20 protein-coding genes and 1 tRNA gene are annotated in these 15,618 nt (G+C 70.9%); 16 read left to right on the top strand and 5 right to left on the bottom strand.

Features of this window, described 5'->3' with window-relative positions:
- Positions 1 to 50 precede the first annotated feature (50 nt).
- On the top strand, positions 51 to 1,475 hold the full coding sequence (pyk, locus tag BLR46_RS09820) for a pyruvate kinase (protein WP_093251525.1): 1,425 nt from the start codon (positions 51 to 53) through the stop codon (positions 1,473 to 1,475).
- Positions 1,476 to 1,542: 67 nt separating this feature from the next.
- On the opposite strand, the gene BLR46_RS09825 is transcribed toward pyk, so the two are convergent.
- A tRNA-Leu gene (locus BLR46_RS09825) sits at positions 1,543 to 1,625 on the bottom strand.
- A gap of 123 nt (positions 1,626 to 1,748) precedes the next feature.
- On the opposite strand from BLR46_RS09825, the gene BLR46_RS09830 reads away from it, so the two are divergent.
- Positions 1,749 to 2,339, top strand: coding sequence for an ANTAR domain-containing response regulator (locus BLR46_RS09830; protein ID WP_245701635.1), 591 nt, complete (start codon positions 1,749 to 1,751; stop codon positions 2,337 to 2,339).
- 1 nt (position 2,340) lies between these two features.
- Here the strand turns inward: BLR46_RS09830 and BLR46_RS09835 are convergent, their stop codons facing one another.
- Entirely contained in the window at positions 2,341 to 2,745 is a 405-nt protein-coding gene (locus BLR46_RS09835) for a PaaI family thioesterase (protein ID WP_093251531.1), read from the bottom strand.
- A 33-nt stretch (positions 2,746 to 2,778) separates the two neighbouring features.
- On the opposite strand from BLR46_RS09835, the gene BLR46_RS09840 reads away from it, so the two are divergent.
- On the top strand, positions 2,779 to 3,360 hold the full coding sequence (locus BLR46_RS09840; protein ID WP_093251534.1) for an isochorismatase family protein: 582 nt from the start codon (positions 2,779 to 2,781) through the stop codon (positions 3,358 to 3,360).
- Here BLR46_RS09840 and coaBC read toward each other — a convergent pair.
- Entirely contained in the window at positions 3,357 to 4,571 is a 1,215-nt protein-coding gene (coaBC, locus tag BLR46_RS09845) for a bifunctional phosphopantothenoylcysteine decarboxylase/phosphopantothenate--cysteine ligase CoaBC (RefSeq protein WP_093251535.1), read from the bottom strand. The genes BLR46_RS09840 and coaBC overlap by 4 nt on opposite strands.
- Before the next feature lie 53 nt (positions 4,572 to 4,624).
- Between coaBC and BLR46_RS09850 the strand changes: the two genes are divergently transcribed.
- Positions 4,625 to 5,317 carry an NRDE family protein gene (locus BLR46_RS09850; protein WP_093251536.1) on the top strand — a complete coding sequence of 231 codons (693 nt, stop codon included), beginning with the start codon at positions 4,625 to 4,627 and terminating at the stop codon, positions 5,315 to 5,317.
- Here BLR46_RS09850 and BLR46_RS09855 read toward each other — a convergent pair.
- Positions 5,304 to 6,188, bottom strand: a complete 885-nt coding sequence (locus BLR46_RS09855) for a hypothetical protein (protein ID WP_093251537.1) — start codon at positions 6,186 to 6,188, stop codon at positions 5,304 to 5,306. The two genes, BLR46_RS09850 and BLR46_RS09855, sit on opposite strands and share 14 nt — an antisense overlap.
- Positions 6,189 to 6,445: 257 nt before the next feature.
- Here BLR46_RS09855 and BLR46_RS09860 point away from each other — a divergent pair, with 257 nt between their 5' ends.
- Genes BLR46_RS09860 through BLR46_RS09895 form a run of 8 tightly spaced genes read left to right on the top strand, consistent with a single transcriptional unit; the run spans position 6,446 to position 12,376 of the window.
- Positions 6,446 to 7,048 carry an NUDIX domain-containing protein gene (locus tag BLR46_RS09860; RefSeq protein WP_093251916.1) on the top strand — a complete coding sequence of 201 codons (603 nt, stop codon included), beginning with the start codon at positions 6,446 to 6,448 and terminating at the stop codon, positions 7,046 to 7,048.
- Positions 7,045 to 7,965 (top strand): site-specific tyrosine recombinase XerD, encoded by a 921-nt coding sequence (xerD, locus tag BLR46_RS09865; protein ID WP_093251913.1) that lies wholly within the window; start codon positions 7,045 to 7,047, stop codon positions 7,963 to 7,965. The genes BLR46_RS09860 and xerD overlap by 4 nt, the downstream gene beginning before the upstream one ends.
- Before the next feature lie 33 nt (positions 7,966 to 7,998).
- Positions 7,999 to 8,868, top strand: coding sequence for a ParA family protein (locus tag BLR46_RS09870; RefSeq protein WP_093251538.1), 870 nt, complete (start codon positions 7,999 to 8,001; stop codon positions 8,866 to 8,868).
- Positions 8,861 to 9,217, top strand: a complete 357-nt coding sequence (locus BLR46_RS09875) for a hypothetical protein (RefSeq protein ID WP_093251539.1) — start codon at positions 8,861 to 8,863, stop codon at positions 9,215 to 9,217. Before BLR46_RS09870 ends, BLR46_RS09875 begins: the two co-directional genes overlap by 8 nt.
- Positions 9,207 to 10,034 (top strand): segregation and condensation protein A, encoded by an 828-nt coding sequence (locus BLR46_RS09880; protein WP_093251540.1) that lies wholly within the window; start codon positions 9,207 to 9,209, stop codon positions 10,032 to 10,034. Before BLR46_RS09875 ends, BLR46_RS09880 begins: the two co-directional genes overlap by 11 nt.
- A complete protein-coding gene (gene scpB / locus BLR46_RS09885) occupies positions 10,031 to 10,594 on the top strand; it encodes an SMC-Scp complex subunit ScpB (protein WP_093251542.1) in 564 nt (187 codons plus the stop codon). Before BLR46_RS09880 ends, scpB begins: the two co-directional genes overlap by 4 nt.
- A complete protein-coding gene (locus BLR46_RS09890) occupies positions 10,587 to 11,321 on the top strand; it encodes a pseudouridine synthase (RefSeq protein WP_093251545.1) in 735 nt (244 codons plus the stop codon). Before scpB ends, BLR46_RS09890 begins: the two co-directional genes overlap by 8 nt.
- Before the next feature lie 20 nt (positions 11,322 to 11,341).
- Positions 11,342 to 12,376: an FKBP-type peptidyl-prolyl cis-trans isomerase gene (locus tag BLR46_RS09895; protein ID WP_245701636.1), complete on the top strand. Its 1,035-nt coding sequence runs from the start codon at positions 11,342 to 11,344 to the stop codon at positions 12,374 to 12,376.
- On the opposite strand, the gene gluQRS is transcribed toward BLR46_RS09895, so the two are convergent.
- Positions 12,340 to 13,248 (bottom strand): tRNA glutamyl-Q(34) synthetase GluQRS, encoded by a 909-nt coding sequence (gene gluQRS, locus BLR46_RS09900; RefSeq protein WP_093251550.1) that lies wholly within the window; start codon positions 13,246 to 13,248, stop codon positions 12,340 to 12,342. The genes BLR46_RS09895 and gluQRS overlap by 37 nt on opposite strands.
- A gap of 47 nt (positions 13,249 to 13,295) precedes the next feature.
- Here gluQRS and BLR46_RS09905 point away from each other — a divergent pair, with 47 nt between their 5' ends.
- From BLR46_RS09905 to tatA, 4 genes are read left to right on the top strand one after another with little or no spacing between them, the layout of a single operon-like run.
- The gene (locus BLR46_RS09905) at positions 13,296 to 14,219 is read left to right on the top strand and encodes a helix-turn-helix transcriptional regulator (protein ID WP_093251552.1); all 924 of its coding nucleotides are present in this window, start codon (positions 13,296 to 13,298) and stop codon (positions 14,217 to 14,219) included.
- Positions 14,216 to 15,139, top strand: a complete 924-nt coding sequence (locus BLR46_RS09910) for a helix-turn-helix transcriptional regulator (protein ID WP_143008271.1) — start codon at positions 14,216 to 14,218, stop codon at positions 15,137 to 15,139. The genes BLR46_RS09905 and BLR46_RS09910 overlap by 4 nt, the downstream gene beginning before the upstream one ends.
- Entirely contained in the window at positions 15,136 to 15,318 is a 183-nt protein-coding gene (locus BLR46_RS09915; protein ID WP_093251557.1) for a hypothetical protein, read from the top strand. Before BLR46_RS09910 ends, BLR46_RS09915 begins: the two co-directional genes overlap by 4 nt.
- A gap of 31 nt (positions 15,319 to 15,349) precedes the next feature.
- The gene (gene tatA, locus BLR46_RS15525; RefSeq protein ID WP_425441389.1) at positions 15,350 to 15,613 is read left to right on the top strand and encodes a twin-arginine translocase TatA/TatE family subunit; all 264 of its coding nucleotides are present in this window, start codon (positions 15,350 to 15,352) and stop codon (positions 15,611 to 15,613) included.
- Positions 15,614 to 15,618: the final 5 nt, after the last annotated feature.

Below are 15,618 nucleotides of genomic sequence, written 5' to 3' on the forward strand. Positions count from 1 at the left end.
GACCCCTCCGGCATCGTGGTGGTGGGCACCTGTCAGGTAGGGTTTACGGCGTGCGTAGAGCAAAGATTGTTTGTACCCTCGGTCCCGCCACAGAATCGGTCGACCGTCTCGTCGAGCTGATCCAGGCGGGCATGAACGTCGCCCGCCTCAACATGAGCCACGGTGACTACTCGGAGCATCTCACGCGTCTGCAGAACGTCCGTGAGGCCGCCCGCCTCACCGGCCACACGGTGGGCCTCTTCGCCGACCTCCAGGGCCCCAAGATCCGCCTCGGCAAGTTCGAGGGCGGCCCGTACGACCTGCAGCGCGGTGACGTCTTCACCATCACCACCGACGACATCATCGGCAACAAGGAGCGCAGCTCCACCACCTACAAGGGCCTCCCGGGCGACGTGAAGCCCGGCGACATGCTGCTCATCGACGACGGCAAGGTGGGTATGCGCGCCACCTCCGTCACCGAGACCGACGTCGTGTGCGAAGTGGTCGTCCCCGGCCCCGTGTCCAACAACAAGGGCATCAACATCCCCGGCGCCGCGGTCTCCGTCCCCGCCCTGTCCGAGAAGGACGAGGCCGACCTGCGCTGGGCGCTCCAGAACAACGTCGACATGGTGGCGCTCTCGTTCGTCCGCAGCGGCGACGACATCAAGCGCGTCCACGAGATCATGGACGAGGAGGGGCTGCGCGTCCCCGTCATCGCCAAGCTCGAGAAGCCGCAGGCGATCGAGAACCTGCAGGCCATCATCGACGCGTTCGACGCCTTCATGGTCGCCCGCGGCGACCTCGGCGTGGAACTGCCCCTCGAGGACGTCCCGCTGGTGCAGAAGCAGATCATCCGCGCCGCCCGCAAGTGGGCCAAGCCCGTGATCGTGGCGACGCAGATGCTGGACTCCATGATCAGCAGCCCGCGCCCCACCCGCGCCGAGGCCTCCGACGTCGCCAACGCGATCCTCGACGGCGCCGACGCGGTCATGCTCTCCGGCGAGACCTCCGTCGGTGACTTCCCGGTGCTCACGGTCTCCACGATGGCCCGCATTGTCGAGACCACCGAGAAGGAGGGCCACGGCGAGATCCACATCATCGACTGGGACCCGCACACCACCGGCGGCATCCTGGCGAAGGCCGCGGCGGAGGTCGCCGAGCGACTCGGCGCCCGCTACCTCGTCGCGTTCACCAAGTCCGGTGACACGGCCCGCCGGCTCTCGCGCCTGCGTTCCCCGATCCCGATGCTGGTCTTCTCCCCGGAGGAGTCCACCCGTCAGCAGCTCACGCTGTCGTGGGGCATCGAGACCGTCGTGACCCCGCACTTCCTGGCACAGGAGGAGATGGTGGACTCGCTGGACCAGTACCTGCGCGGCCACGGCCTCATCGAGGTCGGCGAGCGCGTGGTCATCCTGTCCGGCCTGCCCATGGGCGTTCCCGGCAAGACCAACAACCTGCGCGTGCACAAGGTCAAGGAGCTGGGCCAGGTCGACTGACCGGCGCCTGCGAAACGAAACGGCCGCCGGTCTTCCGGCGGCCGTTCTCCGTTCGAGGATCGGGGAGTACCCGGCAGGGGATTCGAACCCCTACGGCCTTTCGGCCACTCGAGTTTGAGTCGAGCGCGTCTACCATTCCGCCACCCGGGCAGGGCGTGCATAATTGTGCCACATCGCCGATTAACCGGCGAAGTGGGCAACTTCGACTCCCCGGCGGTACTCTGGGAGGCGTTGATTTTTGTCCGCTCAATGATGCCAAACAAGCGAGGAACAGTGCCCGAGACCAAGAAGAAGCCCACCGTGCTCGTCGCAGAGGACGAGGCCCTCATCCGTCTCGATCTCGTCGAACTCCTCACCGAAGAGGGCTACGAGGTGATCGGGCAGGCCGGCGACGGTGAGGAAGCCGTCGAACTCGCCCGCGAGCTGGAGCCGGACCTCGTGATCATGGACGTCAAGATGCCGAAGCTGGACGGCATCTCCGCCGCGGAGATCATCGCGGAGGAGCGGATCGCCCCCATCGTGATGCTCACGGCCTTCAGCCAGCGCGACCTCGTCGAGCGGGCCCGCGACGCCGGGGCCATGGCCTACGTGGTCAAGCCCTTCGATGCCTCCGATGTGGTCCCCGCCATCGAGGTGGCCTTGGGCCGCTTCGCCGAGATCCGCGCCATCGAGGACGAGCTGTCCTCGCTGGAGGAGCGCTTCGAGTCCCGCAAGATCATCGACCAGGCCAAGGGCATCCTCCAGAAGGACCTCGGCCTCACCGAGCCGGAGGCCTTCCGCTGGATCCAGAAGACGGCCATGGACCTGCGCAAGTCGATGCGCGACGTCGCCGAGGGCGTCATCAGCCACAACAAGAAGAAGTGAGTCAGCGCGGGTCGATCATCTGGCAGGTGAGCCGGCCCGTGGCCGTGACGGTGCCCTCGTCGTCGCGCAGCTCGACGGAGTAGACCGCCACCCGCTTCCCGAGCTTCACGGCGGTGGCGACGCCGGTGACCCGGCCCCGCGTGGCCGAGTGCACGTGCGTCACGTTGAGGTCCAACCCGACGCCCACCTTGCCGATCGTCCGGCCGTGCGCGTACGCGCCGAGCGAGGCGAGCGTCTCGACGAGCACCCCCGAGGCGCCGCCGTGCAGGATCCCGAAGATCTGTTCGTTCCCCTCGACCGGTATCGACCCGACCACCCGCTCGGCGCTCAGCTCGGCGAGCTGGAAGCCCATCTTCTCGTCGAGAGGACTGTTGAACTCGGGGGCCCAATCGGGGAGATTGCTCATGGCCGTCACTCTGCCACAGCTAGGGTTGTGGGCATGACCAGCGCTCTCATCGTGGTGGATGTCCAGAACGACTTCTGCGAGGGCGGTTCCCTCGCCGTCGCGGGCGGCGCGGCCGTCGCGTCGCAGATCAACGACCTGCTCGAGGGCGACCACGGCTACGACGTGGTGGTGGCGACGCGCGACCACCACATCGACCCGGGCCCGCACTTCAGCGACACGCCCGACTACGTCGACTCCTGGCCGCCGCACTGCGTGGCCGGGACGCCGGGCTCCGAACTGCACCCGAACCTGCGGTTCAACCGGTTCGACGCGGTGTTCGACAAGGGCCAGTACGAGGCGGCCTATTCCGGGTTCGAGGGGAAGTCGGACGGGAGGTCGCTCGAGGAGTTCCTCCGCGAGCGCGGCGTGACCGAGGTCGACGTCTGCGGCATCGCCACCGACCACTGCGTGCGCGCCACCGCCTCGGACGCAAACGCGGCCGGCTTCGAGACCACTGTCCTCCTGCCGCTCACCGCCGCCGTGACGCCCGACAACGTGCCCGCCCTCGTGGAGCAGTGGCAGGACGCCGGGATCTGGGTCACCGTCGACAACAACGAGGTCGGGGTGGAGGACTAACCCCTCGGGGCCTCCCGCGACCGCAGCCCGGCGATCGCGTCGAGGAGCGCGTCGGCCACCTGCAGCTTCGTACCCTCCGAGTCCGCGACGACGTCGTCGTCCGGTCCGATCACGACCAGCCGGTTGTGCAGGGACTCGAAGCCCTTGTCCCAACCGACCTGGTTCACGGCGATGAGGTCGGCGCCCTTGCGCCGCCGCTTGCGCCGGCCCCGCTCGAGGTAGTCGTCGCCGGTCTCGGCCGCGAACGCGACGACTAGCTGCCCCTTGCGGCGGCGCGCGGCCAGCGCGGCGACGATGTCCTCGTTCTCCACCAACGCGAGCATGGGCACGCCGCCGGCCTCCTTGGTGAGCTTGGTCTCGGACACCTCGGCGACCCGGTAGTCGGCCACGGCGGCCGCCATCACGAGCACGTCCGCCCGCTCGGCGAACTCTCGCATGACCACGGAGAGGTCGTGCGTGGAGACGGCCTCGGCGCACTCGACGCCGGCCCGGTGGGCCTGCCGCAACACGTCGGCCTCCACGTTGCACGCCGCCAGCAGCACCCGGGCGCCGCGGCGGGCCGCGGCCACGGCCAGCGCCACCCCCTGCCTGCCGGTGGAGCGGTTGCCGATGTAGCGCACGGGATCGATGGGTTCGCGGGTGCCGCCCGCGGAGACCGCGATCGTGAGTCCGGCGAGGTCGCGCGGCTGCGCCAGCAGCTCGACCGCGACCGCGTGGATGGCCTCCGGCTCGCTCATCCGCCCGGGCCCGGAGTCGCCGCCGGTCAGCGGCCCGTCGTCGGGGCCCACGACGTGCACGCCCCTCGACCGGAGGAGCGCCATGTTCGCCTGCGTGGCGGGGTGCTGCCACATCTCGGTGTGCATCGCGGGGGCCACGAGCACCGGCGCGCGGGTGGCGAGGAGCGTGGTGCCGAGCAGATCGGAGGCCAGCCCGGCGGCCATCGACGCGAGCGTGTTCGCCGTCGCGGGGGCCACGACCACCAGGTCCGCGCGTTGGCCGAGCGCGACGTGGCGCACCTCCGCCACGTCGTCGTGCACGGACGTCGTGACGCGGTGGCGGCTGATCGCCTCCCAGGTCGGCAGCCCGACGAAGCGGAGCGCGTCCTGGGTGGGTATGACGTGGACCTCGTGGCCGTCACCGATGAACAGCCGCACCAGTTGCACCGCCTTGTACGCTGCGATGCCACCGGTGACTCCCACGACGATCTCCATGCCCCGATTCTGGCATCCGCCGGGGGTCCGGCGTCGGTACCCTTGGCTCTACCATGTGCACCGTCGTCATTCGCGTCCCCCAACCGAACGCTCCCGAACCCGTCCGACTGCTCGCGGTGCGCGACGAGGACCCGGCCCGCCCCTGGCGTCCGCTCGGGGCATGGTGGGAGGACCGACCGGGCGTCCGAGGGGTGCTCGACGAGCAGGCCGGGGGCGCGTGGCTGGCCGCGGACGACCGCAAGATCGCCGTGCTGCTGAACCGGGCCGGCTTCCCCGACGTTCCCGTCCCCACGACGCGCGGCCGGCTGGTGCTCGACGCGCTCGCCGGGGTGCCGCTCCCGAGCCCCCTGACGACGCTGGGCTTCAACCTCGTGGAGGCCACTGGCGAATCCGTGAAGGTGACCTCGTGGACCGGCGAGGAGCCGCCGACCGTGCGGCTGCTCGGGCCCGGGACCCACATGGTGGCCCACGACGACGTCGACGACCCGCGCACGGCCCGCATCGCGGCATGGCTGGATTCCTTCGCCGAGTCCGATCCTGACGGCTGGCTGGACGTCCTCGCCGCGACCACCGCGGTCGACCCCACCGACGACCGCGCGATCATCCGCGACAACCGCCCCCACGGCTACCCGACCCTGTCGCTCCTGGTCGCGGTCGCCAGCGTGCACGCGGACGGCGTGGAGGTCCGCACCCGGACGCTGCCCGCCCCCGGCGCCTGGGGCCCGCCCGGCCTCACCACTGCATAGACCGCGCGGCCTCGATCCCGGCCTGGAAGCGGCTCGAGGCGTCCAGTTCCTGCATGAGCACGGAGACGTGGCGGCGGAACTGTCGCTCGGAGATCCCCAGCTTGCGGGCGGCCCCCGCGTCGGTGTGTCCTGCCGCGAGCAGCCGGATGACGGTGGCCGAGGTCACCTGCTGGGCGGGGGAGGCGCTGCCCACCCACGTGTCGGTGAGCGGCTGGAGGGCGTCCACCCCCTCCGTCTGCAGCAGCATCTGCCCCCGGTGGGGCAGGAAGTGGACGGCCCCCAGCCGTTCCCACAGGATCATGGGCGTGTCCACGCGGGAGGTGGCATGGAGTTGGCCGCCGGAGTCGATCACCGAGGTGGCGAAGGCGCGTCCGGTCGGGCTGTCGAGGAACGAGTGGGAGATCAGCATGCGCACCCGCTTGCCGAGTCCGAGCAGTTCGCGGATCAGGCCGAGGTTCAGGTCGCGCCACGCCCGGCCCTGCTCGCCGACGGCGCGGGAGAGGAGGAAGACGACGCCACGCGCCCGGTGGTTGTAGCGGGCGGCGACGGTGTCGAACTCGGCCCTGCTGCGCAGCCCGATGGTGCCATGGCCCGCGCGGGCCCGGCAGAGTTGCAGCCAGGCGCCGATGGTGCCGCTGTCGTCGTCGGCGGCGTGGGCCGCGATGGGTTCGGGCCGGCCCGCCGCGAGGGCCAGCTGCGTGTCGTCGCCGGTGGACGAGAGCTCCAGGGCGCCGGCGGCGACGAGCGATCGGATGCGTCGCACGAGCGTCTTGGGGTCCTGGTCGAGGCACCGGGACAGCCCCCCGAGGGTGCTGCGTCCGGTGGCGATCACGTGGACGAGGATTCGGGCGTCGAGTACGGGGTCGGTCACGGTACACCTCGCCGACGACTGTAGCCGTCGCGGGGATCAGACGACATGCCTCAAATCCTTTTCTACTGAGTCCGCAGGAATTCCAGAGCCGGACGATAGGGTTCACGTGGCCCGTGCGCGTGGATCCGGGGTGTCCTGTCCTGAAGCGGACCACCCGTCCGCTCGTCACGCCGTCTGACCCGACGGTGCCTCTTACCGGTACCGGGAGTAGGGTTACCTTCCGAACAGGAGGAAGCGCCTTGATCGAGGATCGCAGGATGCGCTGGCCGGTGCTCCGGCGGGAAGTGCTGGGCAGCGGCCGGGTGTCGGAGTTCGTGGACGAGGTCGTCGAGACCCCGACCGGCGCAACGATGACCCGTCAGTTCCTCACCCATCCCGGTGCCGTCGCCGTGGTGCCCTGGGACGAGGAGCGGGACGAGGTCGTCGTGCTTCGCCAGTACCGGCATCCGGTGGGGATGGAACTCGTCGAGATCCCGGCGGGCCTCCTCGACGAGGACGGCGAGGACTGGCTCGACGCCGCCGCCAGGGAACTCGCCGAGGAGGTGGAGCTCGCGGCCCGGCGATGGGACGTGCTCGTCGACATGGTGACCACGCCCGGCGCCTGCGAGGAATCACTACGCATCTACCTGGCGCGGGGCCTGGCCCCGACGGCGCGCCCCGACGGCTTCGAACTCGAGGGCGAGGAGGCGGAGATGGTCACCGCCCGCGTCGGCCGACAGGAGCTCGTCGACGCGGTGCTGGCCGGCCGCTGCCAGTCGCCGACGCTGGTGGCCGGCGTGCTCGCGCTGGAGACCGCACGGCTCTCGGGACGTCTCGACGCACTACGCGGGACCGACGCGCCGTGGCCGATCCGGGCATGACCCCGATCCTCGAGGCGATCGACGAGTTCCTCGGCCACATCAACGTCGAACGGGGCCTCGCCGCCAACACGGTCGCGGCGTACCGGAGGGACCTCACCACCTACGCCGAGTTCCTGTCCGACCGGGGGATCTGCGAACTCGGGGACGTGACGGAGGTTGAGATCTCCGAGTTCGTGCGTGAGCGGTCGAGGACGGCCGCCCGCTCCTCGGTGGCCCGGGCGCTCGTCAGCGTGCGCAACCTGCACAGCTTCGCCGTCGGGGAGCACCTCGCCGACGAGAACCCGTCCGAGCACATCTCCCCGCCGAAGTTGCGGCAGCGGCTGCCCAAGGCCCTGACCGTCGACGAGGTCACCCGCCTCCTCGCCGCGCCGGACACCAGCACGCCGGTGGGCCTCCGCGACGCGGCGCTCCTCGAACTGCTCTATTCCACCGGCGCCCGGGTGAGCGAGATCTGCGCGCTGGACCTCGACGAGGCCACCGCGGCACTCGCCGACCCGGACGCCGGCCTGAAACTGTTGGGGAAGGGGAACAAGGAGCGGATCGTCCCGCTGGGCAGCTACGCCCGGGCGGCGGTCGACGCCTACCTGGTGCGGGCGAGACCCGGACTGGCGGGGGTCGCCAAGCAACCCGACCACGCCCTGTTGCTGAACCAGCGTGGGCAGCGGCTCAGCCGGCAGAGCGCCTGGGCGGTGATCCAGCAGGCCGCGGGCAAGGCCGGCCTCGGCACCGACGTCTCGCCGCACTCCCTGCGTCACTCGTTCGCCACTCACCTGCTCTCCGGGGGCGCCGACCTGCGGGCGGTGCAGGAATTGCTCGGCCATTCGTCCGTGGCCACGACGCAGATCTATACACTCGTGACGGTCGACCAACTCCGGGAGGTCCACGCTGCGGCGCACCCCCGTGCCCGCGACCAGTAGGATGTCGACAAATGGACCGCAGGAGGAAATGCAGTGGCTGAAGAATCGCTGTTGGAGGGGGAGCTGGGCCCCACCGGACGCCCACTACCGATCTTTCCGGAGCCGGCGCCCCCCGTCGACGGCGAGAAGCGGGCCGCGATCATCTCGATGTGCAACCAGAAGGGCGGCGTCGGCAAGACCACCACGACGATCAACCTCGGCGCCGCGCTCGTGGAGACCGGCCGGCGCGTGCTGCTGGTGGACTTCGACCCCCAGGGGTCGCTCAGCGTGGGGCTCGGCATCAATCCGCACACCCTCGACCGCTCCATCTACAACCTGCTGCTGACGCGCGAGTTCGCCCCCGAGGACGTGGTGCGGCAGACCTCCACGCCAGGGCTGGACATCCTGCCGTCCAACATCGACCTCTCCGCCGCGGAGGTGCAGCTCGTGAGCGAGGTCGCCCGAGAGCAGACACTCACCCGGGTGCTCGCCAAGCTGCGCAACCAGTACGACTTCATCCTCATCGACTGCGCGCCGAGCCTCGGCCTGCTCACCATCAACGCGCTCACGGCGAGCGACTACGTCGTGATGCCGCTGGAGCTCGAGTTCTTCGCGCTGCGCGGCATCGCGCTGCTCACCGACACCATCACCAAGGTGCAGGACCGGCTCAACCCCGACCTGGAGATCCTGGGCCTCCTCGGCACCATGTACGACGCCCGGACCATCCACGGTCGCGAGGTGCTCGAGCGCGTCGTCCAAGCGTTCGGCGACCAGGTGTTCCATACCGTGATCCGCCGCACCGTCCGGTTCCCGGAGACCACCGTCGCGGGTGAGCCGATCACGTCCTACGCCCCGTCCTCGCCCGGCGCCGACGCGTACCGCCAGCTGGCGCGAGAGGTGCTGCTGAGGGTCCAGAATGGCTAAGCGGGCGTCGCTGCCGGGCGCCTCCGAGCTGTTCCGGCCCACCGGGGCGGAGTCGCCCAGGCCCCCGGCCGCGGAGCCCCCGGCGCCCCAGCCGTCCCCGGCGGAGGCCGACGAGCCACCCGCCGCCCCGGCCGCCACCGGCCGGGTCCGGCACGACCACAAGATCACCGTCTACTTCTCGGAGCACGAACTGCTCGCGCTGGAGGACGCGAACCTGGAGCTGCGGCGCCGCCACGGCATCCGGGTCGACCGCGGGCGCCTGGTCCGCACCGCCGTCGCGCTGGCTCTCCGGGACCTCGAGGAGGGGCAGTCGGAGTCCGCGCTGGTGCGGGAACTCCGTGAGCAGTAGGAAGGCTCCCCGCGGCGACCACCACGAGGAGGTGGCCGGGTTCGAGGTGCACCTCAAGAACTTCGAGGGCCCGTTCGACCTGCTCCTCCAACTGATCGCCAAGCGCGAGCTGGACGTGACCGAGGTCGCGCTCAGCCAGGTCACCGACGACTTCATCGCGCACGTCAAGCAGGGGGAATGGGACCTCGAGCTGATGAGCTCGTTCCTGGTCGTCGCCGCCACCCTCCTCGACCTCAAGGCCGCGCGGCTGCTGCCCGGGGCGGAGGCCGAGGATCCCGAGGACATCGCCGCCCTGGAGGCGAGGGACCTGCTCTTCGCGCGGCTCCTGCAGTACCGGGCGTTCAAGGAGATGGCCGCCTGGCTGCAGGCCGCCATGGACACCGCCGGCCGGCGGCACTACCGGCCCGGCGGTGTGGAGGAGAAGTTCCGCGGCATCCTCCCCGAGGTCGAGCTCGGCATCACGCCCGACGACCTCGCCCGGCTCGCCGCCGCTGCCATGACGCCGAAGGCCCCGCCCGTCGTCGAGCTCACCCACCTGCACGGCGCGACGGTGAGCCTGACGGAGCAGGTGCAACTCGTCGGCGCGCGGCTGCGGAGAGAGGGTGCGCTCACCTTCCGTCGGCTGATCGAGGGCGAGGACCGGCTGACGGTCGTCGTCCGCTTCCTGGCGGTGCTGGAACTCTTCCGCGCGGCGCAGGTGAGCTTCGAGCAGGTGGCGCCGCTCGGCGAGCTCAGCATCCGGTGGACGGCCGGTGACGACGAGGCGGTCGAGGTCGAGGACGAGTACGGACCGCAACCCCAACTGGAGGAAACGTGAGCCTTTCCCGCGCGCTCGAGGCGCTGCTCCTGATGTCCACGGAGTCGCTGCCGCCCGAGGAACTGGCCGCCGCGGTCGACGCGCCCGTCGCCGAGGTCGAGTCCGAGCTCCGCTCCATCGCCGGCTTCTACGCCGAGCACGACCGCGGGATCCGGCTCGTGTTCGTCGCCGGCGGCTGGCGCTTCGCCACGGTCGACGACGTGGCCGACGTGCTGGAGGCCTGGCTCACGTCGGACCAGCGGGCCAAACTCAGCCAGGCGGCGCTCGAGACCCTCGCCGTGGTCGCGTACCTGCAGCCCGTCTCCCGGGGGCGGATCGCGGGGGTGCGCGGGGTGAACGTCGACGGCGTGGTGCGGACGCTGACCATGCGCGGGCTGATCCGCGAGGCCGGTCACGACCAGGTCACCGGGGCGACGACCTACGAGACGACGCCCCTGTTCCTCGAGAAGCTCGGGCTCGCCAGCCTGCGCGACCTGCCCGATCTGGCGCCGCTGCTCCCCGACGCCGTAGCCTTGGAGGCCGAGCTCGGCGAGCTCGCTAAGGAGGAGAACCATGACTGAGACCGAGGGCGTGCGCCTGCAGAAGGTGCTGGCCGCCGCGGGCATCGCGTCCCGGCGCGCGAGCGAGGAGATGATCCTCGACGGACGCGTCGAGGTGAACGGCCGCATCGTGACCGAACTGGGCACCCGCGTCGACCCCGAAAGGGACACCATCCGCGTCGACGGGTCACGGATCCCCGCACCGCGCCGCCACATCTACCTGGTCCTCAACAAGCCCCGCGGCGTGGTCTCCACGATGGACGACCCCGAGGGGCGCCCGACGCTCAGCGACTACGTGCCGCCCCGCATGCCGCGGCTGTTCCACGTCGGCCGGCTCGACACCCAGACGGAGGGGCTCATCGTCCTCACCAACGACGGCGAGTTCGCGCACCGCCTGGCCCACCCCTCCTACGAGGTGTCCAAGACCTACATGGTCGAGGTCGTCGGTGGCATGGAACCGCGGACGCTGAAGAGGCTGGAGAAGGGCGTCACGCTCGACGACGGCCCGGTGAAGCCGGACAAGATCAAGGTCGTGTCCAGGACCGAGGGCCGCACCCTGCTGCGCATCACGCTGCACGAGGGCCGCAACCGCATCGTGCGTCGGATGATGGACGCCGTGGGACACCCCGTCGAGCGGCTGTCCCGCACGGCGATCGGCCCGATCATGCTCGGCCAGCTGCCGCCCGGCGAGACGCGCGAGATCACGCGCGACGAGCTCGGGAAGCTGCTCGACATCGTCGGCATGTGAGACTCGGGTAGTATTCCGGCGTGTCTTTCCTGAAGAGTATGCGCACCGCCGCCCTGGCCGTGCTGTCCGTGGCCGTGTTGGGCGCATGTTCCCCGAGCGCCGAGGAGACCTCGTCGCCGAGCCCCTCGCCCGCCGCGAGCGACACCGCCGCCTCCCCGTCGCCCTCGCCCTCGGCGTCCGAGGCCTCGCCGAGTCCCGAGGCGAGCCCGAGCCCGTCGGTGTCGCCGTCAACGGACCTCAGCGCCATCGAGGTGTCCGACGAGGACGTGCCCGAGGTGACGTTCGACGCGCCGTGGGGCATCGCGAGCACGACGACGCGCGTGCTGCGCCCGTCCGAGGGCACCCAGAAGCTCAACAAGGACTCCGTCGTGACCGTCAACTACGTCGGCGTCAACGGCACCACCGGTGAGGTGTTCGACTCCTCCTACGAGGCCGGCAGCCCCGTCACCTTCGCGCTGGCCAACGTCGTCCCCGGCTTCCGGCTGGGTCTCGACGGGCAGACCGTCGGCTCCCGGGTCCTGATCGGCATGCCCAGCTCCGACGGCTACCCCGAGGGCAACCAGGACGGCAGCATCAAGCCGGGCGACTCGCTCCTGTTCGTCGTCGACATCGTGTCGGCGAACTTCGAGGAGGCCACCGGCGAGGCCGTGCCGCCCGTCGAGGGGCTCCCGGCCGTGGCCGAGGACGACGAGGGCGCGCCGACGGTGACGATCGACTCCTCGCAGCAGCCGCCGGCCGAGCTCCAGGTGGCGCCGCTCATCAAGGGCCCCGGCGAGGCGATCACCGCAGAGTCGATGATCCAGGTGAAGTACCGGAGCTGGGTCTGGTCAACAGGCGAGGTCTTCGAGGACGCCTGGGCGCCGCAGTCCGGCCAGCTCGCCGGACTCATCGAGGGGTGGAAGCAGGGCCTGGTGGGCCAGACCGCCGGTTCTCGGGTGATGCTCGTCGTGCCGCCCGCGCTGGCGTACCCCGAGGGACGCACCACCGCCCCGGCGCTCCAGCCGGACCAGACGCTGGTCTACGTGATCGACGTACTGGACGTCCAGAACCCCTGACCACGCCACACCACCCGTTCGAAGAGGCTCTCGCCCGGCATCGCCGCGAGGGCCTCTTCCACGTTCCGACAGGGCCCGAGACCGAGGGACTCCGCGAGCCAAGGGAACACCGCCGCCGGCCCGCCGGCCTCGGCCAGCGTCACCGCGCCGTCGCGCTTCGCCAGCCGCTTCCCGTCGGGGCCGAGCACCAGCCCGACGTGCGCGTAGCGCGCCGGTGACCCGCCCAGCTGCTCCGTGAGCCAGGCCTGGCGCGGCGCGGACGAGAGCAGGTCGTCGCCGCGGGTGATGTGGGTGACTCCCATGGCGATGTCGTCCACGACCACCGCGAGGTTGTAGGCGGGTGTCCCGTCGGCGCGGACCAGCACGAAGTCGTCGACGATGCCCGTCACCTCGCCCGCGTGCGCGTCCTGGATGGTGAACGACGCGCCGTCGCCGCGCACCCGCAGGGCGGCCGGGCGGGTGGCGCGCCGCTCTGCGCGCTCGCGCTCGGACAGCCGACGACAGGTGCCGGGGTAGGGCCGGTACCCGTCGTCGCCGTGCGGCGCGGACGCCGCCTCGGCGATCTCCCGCCGGGTGCAGAAGCACTCGTAGACCCGCCCACCCAGCGCGGCGACGGCCTGCCGGTAGAGCTCGAGCCGCTCGGACTGGCGCACCACCGGGCCGTCCCACGTCAGGCCCAACGCCCGCAGGTCCGCCAGTTGCCGCGCCTCGGCACCCCCGGCCGCTCTCACGCGCGCCTCGTCCAGGTCCTCAACCCGCATCAGCCACTGCCCGCCGGCGACACGAGCCAGCAGCCAGCCCGCCAACGCCGTCCGGAGGTTGCCCAGGTGCAGGTCCGAGGTGGGGGAGGGCGCATACCGGTCGATGTGCATTCGTCCAGCGTAGGCCCCGCTAGGCTGTGCTCCCGTAGGAGGTGGCCATGGCTGCGGCGAAATCGGAGCGGGTGCTCAACCTGCTGATCGCTCTGCTGACGACGAAACGGTTCCTGACGAAGCACGAGCTCAGGGAGATGGTGGAGGGCTACCGCGAGTCCGGGAGCTTCGACCGCACCTTCGAGCGCGACAAGAAGGAACTGCGCGACCTGGGGATCGAGATCGAGACCGGCAGCAACGACCGCGACCTCAACGAGGAGGACGGCTACCGCATCAACCGCGGCACGTTCGAGCTGCCGCCGGTGGAGTTCACCGCCGAGGAACTCGTCTCCATCGGACTCGCGGCGCACACCTGGCAGACGTCCGTGAGCGCCCAGGCCACCACCGACGCGCTGCTGCGTCTGAGCGCAGCGGGCGCCGCCCCCGACCTCGCCCACCTGCCGCCCATCCGGGCGCAGATCCCCGTGGCGGAGCCGTCCTTCGACGTCATCTACGAGGCGCTCTTCCAACGGCGCGCGATCACGTTCACCCACGACGGGCGGACCCGCCGGCTGGAGCCGTGGCGGCTCTACCAGCGACGCGGCCAGTGGCTCGTCATCGGCCGGGACCTCGACCGCGACGCCACCCGTCGTTTCAAGCTGAACCGCATCGAGGGCGAGGTGGAGGCCGTCGGCCCGGCCGGGGCCTACGACGTGCCCGCCGACGTCGACACGCAGATCGAGCCGCCGACGACCGTGAGCGCCGTCGTCGCGCTCCGCGACGCCCCGGAGCTCGCGGCGGGCGCCGCCCCGGCCGAGTGGGACGGCCCGCTGCCGGAGGGGTTCACCGCACACGAGGTGTCGCACGTCACCGACGCGATGCTGGTCGCCGAGATCTGCGCGGCCGGCCCCGAGGCCGTCGTCCTGGCCCCGGAGTCCATCCGGGACGCCGTCGTCGCGCGTCTCGAGACCTTGTCGAGGAGTGCATGGTGAGCGAGCTCGAGCGGCTGGTGGACCTGGTTCCGTTCCTCAAGGCCCGTCCGGGGATCAGGGTCGAGGAGGTGGCCGAGGCCTTCGGCGTGACGCCGAAGCGGATCCTGGCCGACCTCGCCATCCTGCAGTTCGTCGGGCTGCCCGGTGGTCTCTACGGGGACCTGTTCGACGTGGACATCGACGGCGCCCGCTCGGACGGGCACATCTTCGTGCGCAACGTCGACGCGCTCGGCCGGCCCATGCGGCTCACCCACGACCAGGTGGCGTCCCTCATCGTCGCGCTCCAGGTGGTCATGGAGATGGGCGGGGACGACTCCGCCGCCAAGTCTGCGCTGGCGAAGCTGAAGGAACTGTCCCTCGGCGCCGAGCCGCCGGTGAGCGTCGCGGTGCAGTCCGGCGACGCCGAGGTCCGCGCTGCGCTCAATTCGGCGCTCGAGGAGCGACGCGCGGTCCGGCTCACGTACCGGCCGGGCGGCAGGGGAGCGACGAGGACCGCGATCGTCGAGCCGGCCCGGTTGCGTGCCGACTCGGGCTACGTCTACCTCGACGCCTGGAGCCGCGAGCGCGCGGCGTGGCGTTCCTACCGCCTCGAGCGGATCGTCCGGGCGGAGACCCTCGACGAGCCGGTCGCACCCCGGGAGGTACCGGAGCAGCTGGACAGTTGGTTCGGCGACGTCACCCACACCCTCACCGTCGTCGTCCGGCCCCGCGGGCGCTGGTGCGCCGACTACCACCCGACCACGCAGGTGCGCGAGGTCGACGAGGGGCTGGAGATCACCTTCCCGCTCGTCTCCGACGAATGGGGCGCCCGGCTGCTGCTGAGCCTGGGCGAGGACGCCGTCCGCGTGTCGAACGCCGACGTGGCCGAGTTGGCCCGCTCACTGGCGCGGGCGGCCCTCGAACAGTACGGTCGCCCATGATCTGGGTGGCGGTCGCGCTGCTCGTCCTGGGCCTTGCGGGGCTCCTGTTCGTCGTCGGCTATGCTCTTGCGCTGCGCAGGAGGTTCACCGAACTGCGGCATGAGGCGTCGCTGCTGAAATCGACAGTCGACGAGTTTCGCGCCGTGGTCGCCGATCCCGGACCCCGACCTACTGACTAGACTGTCCACAGCAATGAAAGGTGGCTACAACATGCCCATCCCAATGTTCATCGGTGTCTGGGAAGCCGTGATCATCCTCCTCGTCGTGCTGGTGCTCTTCGGCGGCTCCCGGCTCGCCGGCCTCGGCAAGGGCGTCGGCCGCTCGATCCGCGAGTTCAAGGACGAGGTGACCGGCGACACCAAGCCCGTCGACGCCCCGCAGACGCACCAGCCGCAGGGCACCGCGCAGCCGACCCGCCCGGACCAGCCCGGCGCGACCCCGGTTGACGAGGACCCGCGCGACCCGCAGGTCTGAGCGGG

The sequence above is a fragment of the Tessaracoccus oleiagri genome (assembly GCF_900103275.1).
Taxonomy (GTDB): domain Bacteria; phylum Actinomycetota; class Actinomycetes; order Propionibacteriales; family Propionibacteriaceae; genus Arachnia; species Arachnia oleiagri.

Coding starts and splice junctions, on each gene's coding strand:
- coaBC (WP_093251535.1), bottom strand. CDS start 4,571: ATGGAGATCGTCGTGGGAGTCACCGGTGGCATCGCAGCGTACAAGGCG.
- BLR46_RS09875 (WP_093251539.1), top strand. CDS start 8,861: ATGGCTAAGCGGGCGTCGCTGCCGGGCGCCTCCGAGCTGTTCCGGCCC.
- xerD (WP_093251913.1), top strand. CDS start 7,045: ATGACCCCGATCCTCGAGGCGATCGACGAGTTCCTCGGCCACATCAAC.
- gluQRS (WP_093251550.1), bottom strand. CDS start 13,248: ATGCACATCGACCGGTATGCGCCCTCCCCCACCTCGGACCTGCACCTG.
- BLR46_RS09840 (WP_093251534.1), top strand. CDS start 2,779: ATGACCAGCGCTCTCATCGTGGTGGATGTCCAGAACGACTTCTGCGAG.
- BLR46_RS09905 (WP_093251552.1), top strand. CDS start 13,296: ATGGCTGCGGCGAAATCGGAGCGGGTGCTCAACCTGCTGATCGCTCTG.
- BLR46_RS09915 (WP_093251557.1), top strand. CDS start 15,136: ATGATCTGGGTGGCGGTCGCGCTGCTCGTCCTGGGCCTTGCGGGGCTC.
- BLR46_RS09860 (WP_093251916.1), top strand. CDS start 6,446: ATGCGCTGGCCGGTGCTCCGGCGGGAAGTGCTGGGCAGCGGCCGGGTG.
- BLR46_RS09850 (WP_093251536.1), top strand. CDS start 4,625: ATGTGCACCGTCGTCATTCGCGTCCCCCAACCGAACGCTCCCGAACCC.
- BLR46_RS09835 (WP_093251531.1), bottom strand. CDS start 2,745: ATGAGCAATCTCCCCGATTGGGCCCCCGAGTTCAACAGTCCTCTCGAC.
- BLR46_RS09890 (WP_093251545.1), top strand. CDS start 10,587: ATGACTGAGACCGAGGGCGTGCGCCTGCAGAAGGTGCTGGCCGCCGCG.
- tatA (WP_425441389.1), top strand. CDS start 15,350: ATGCCCATCCCAATGTTCATCGGTGTCTGGGAAGCCGTGATCATCCTC.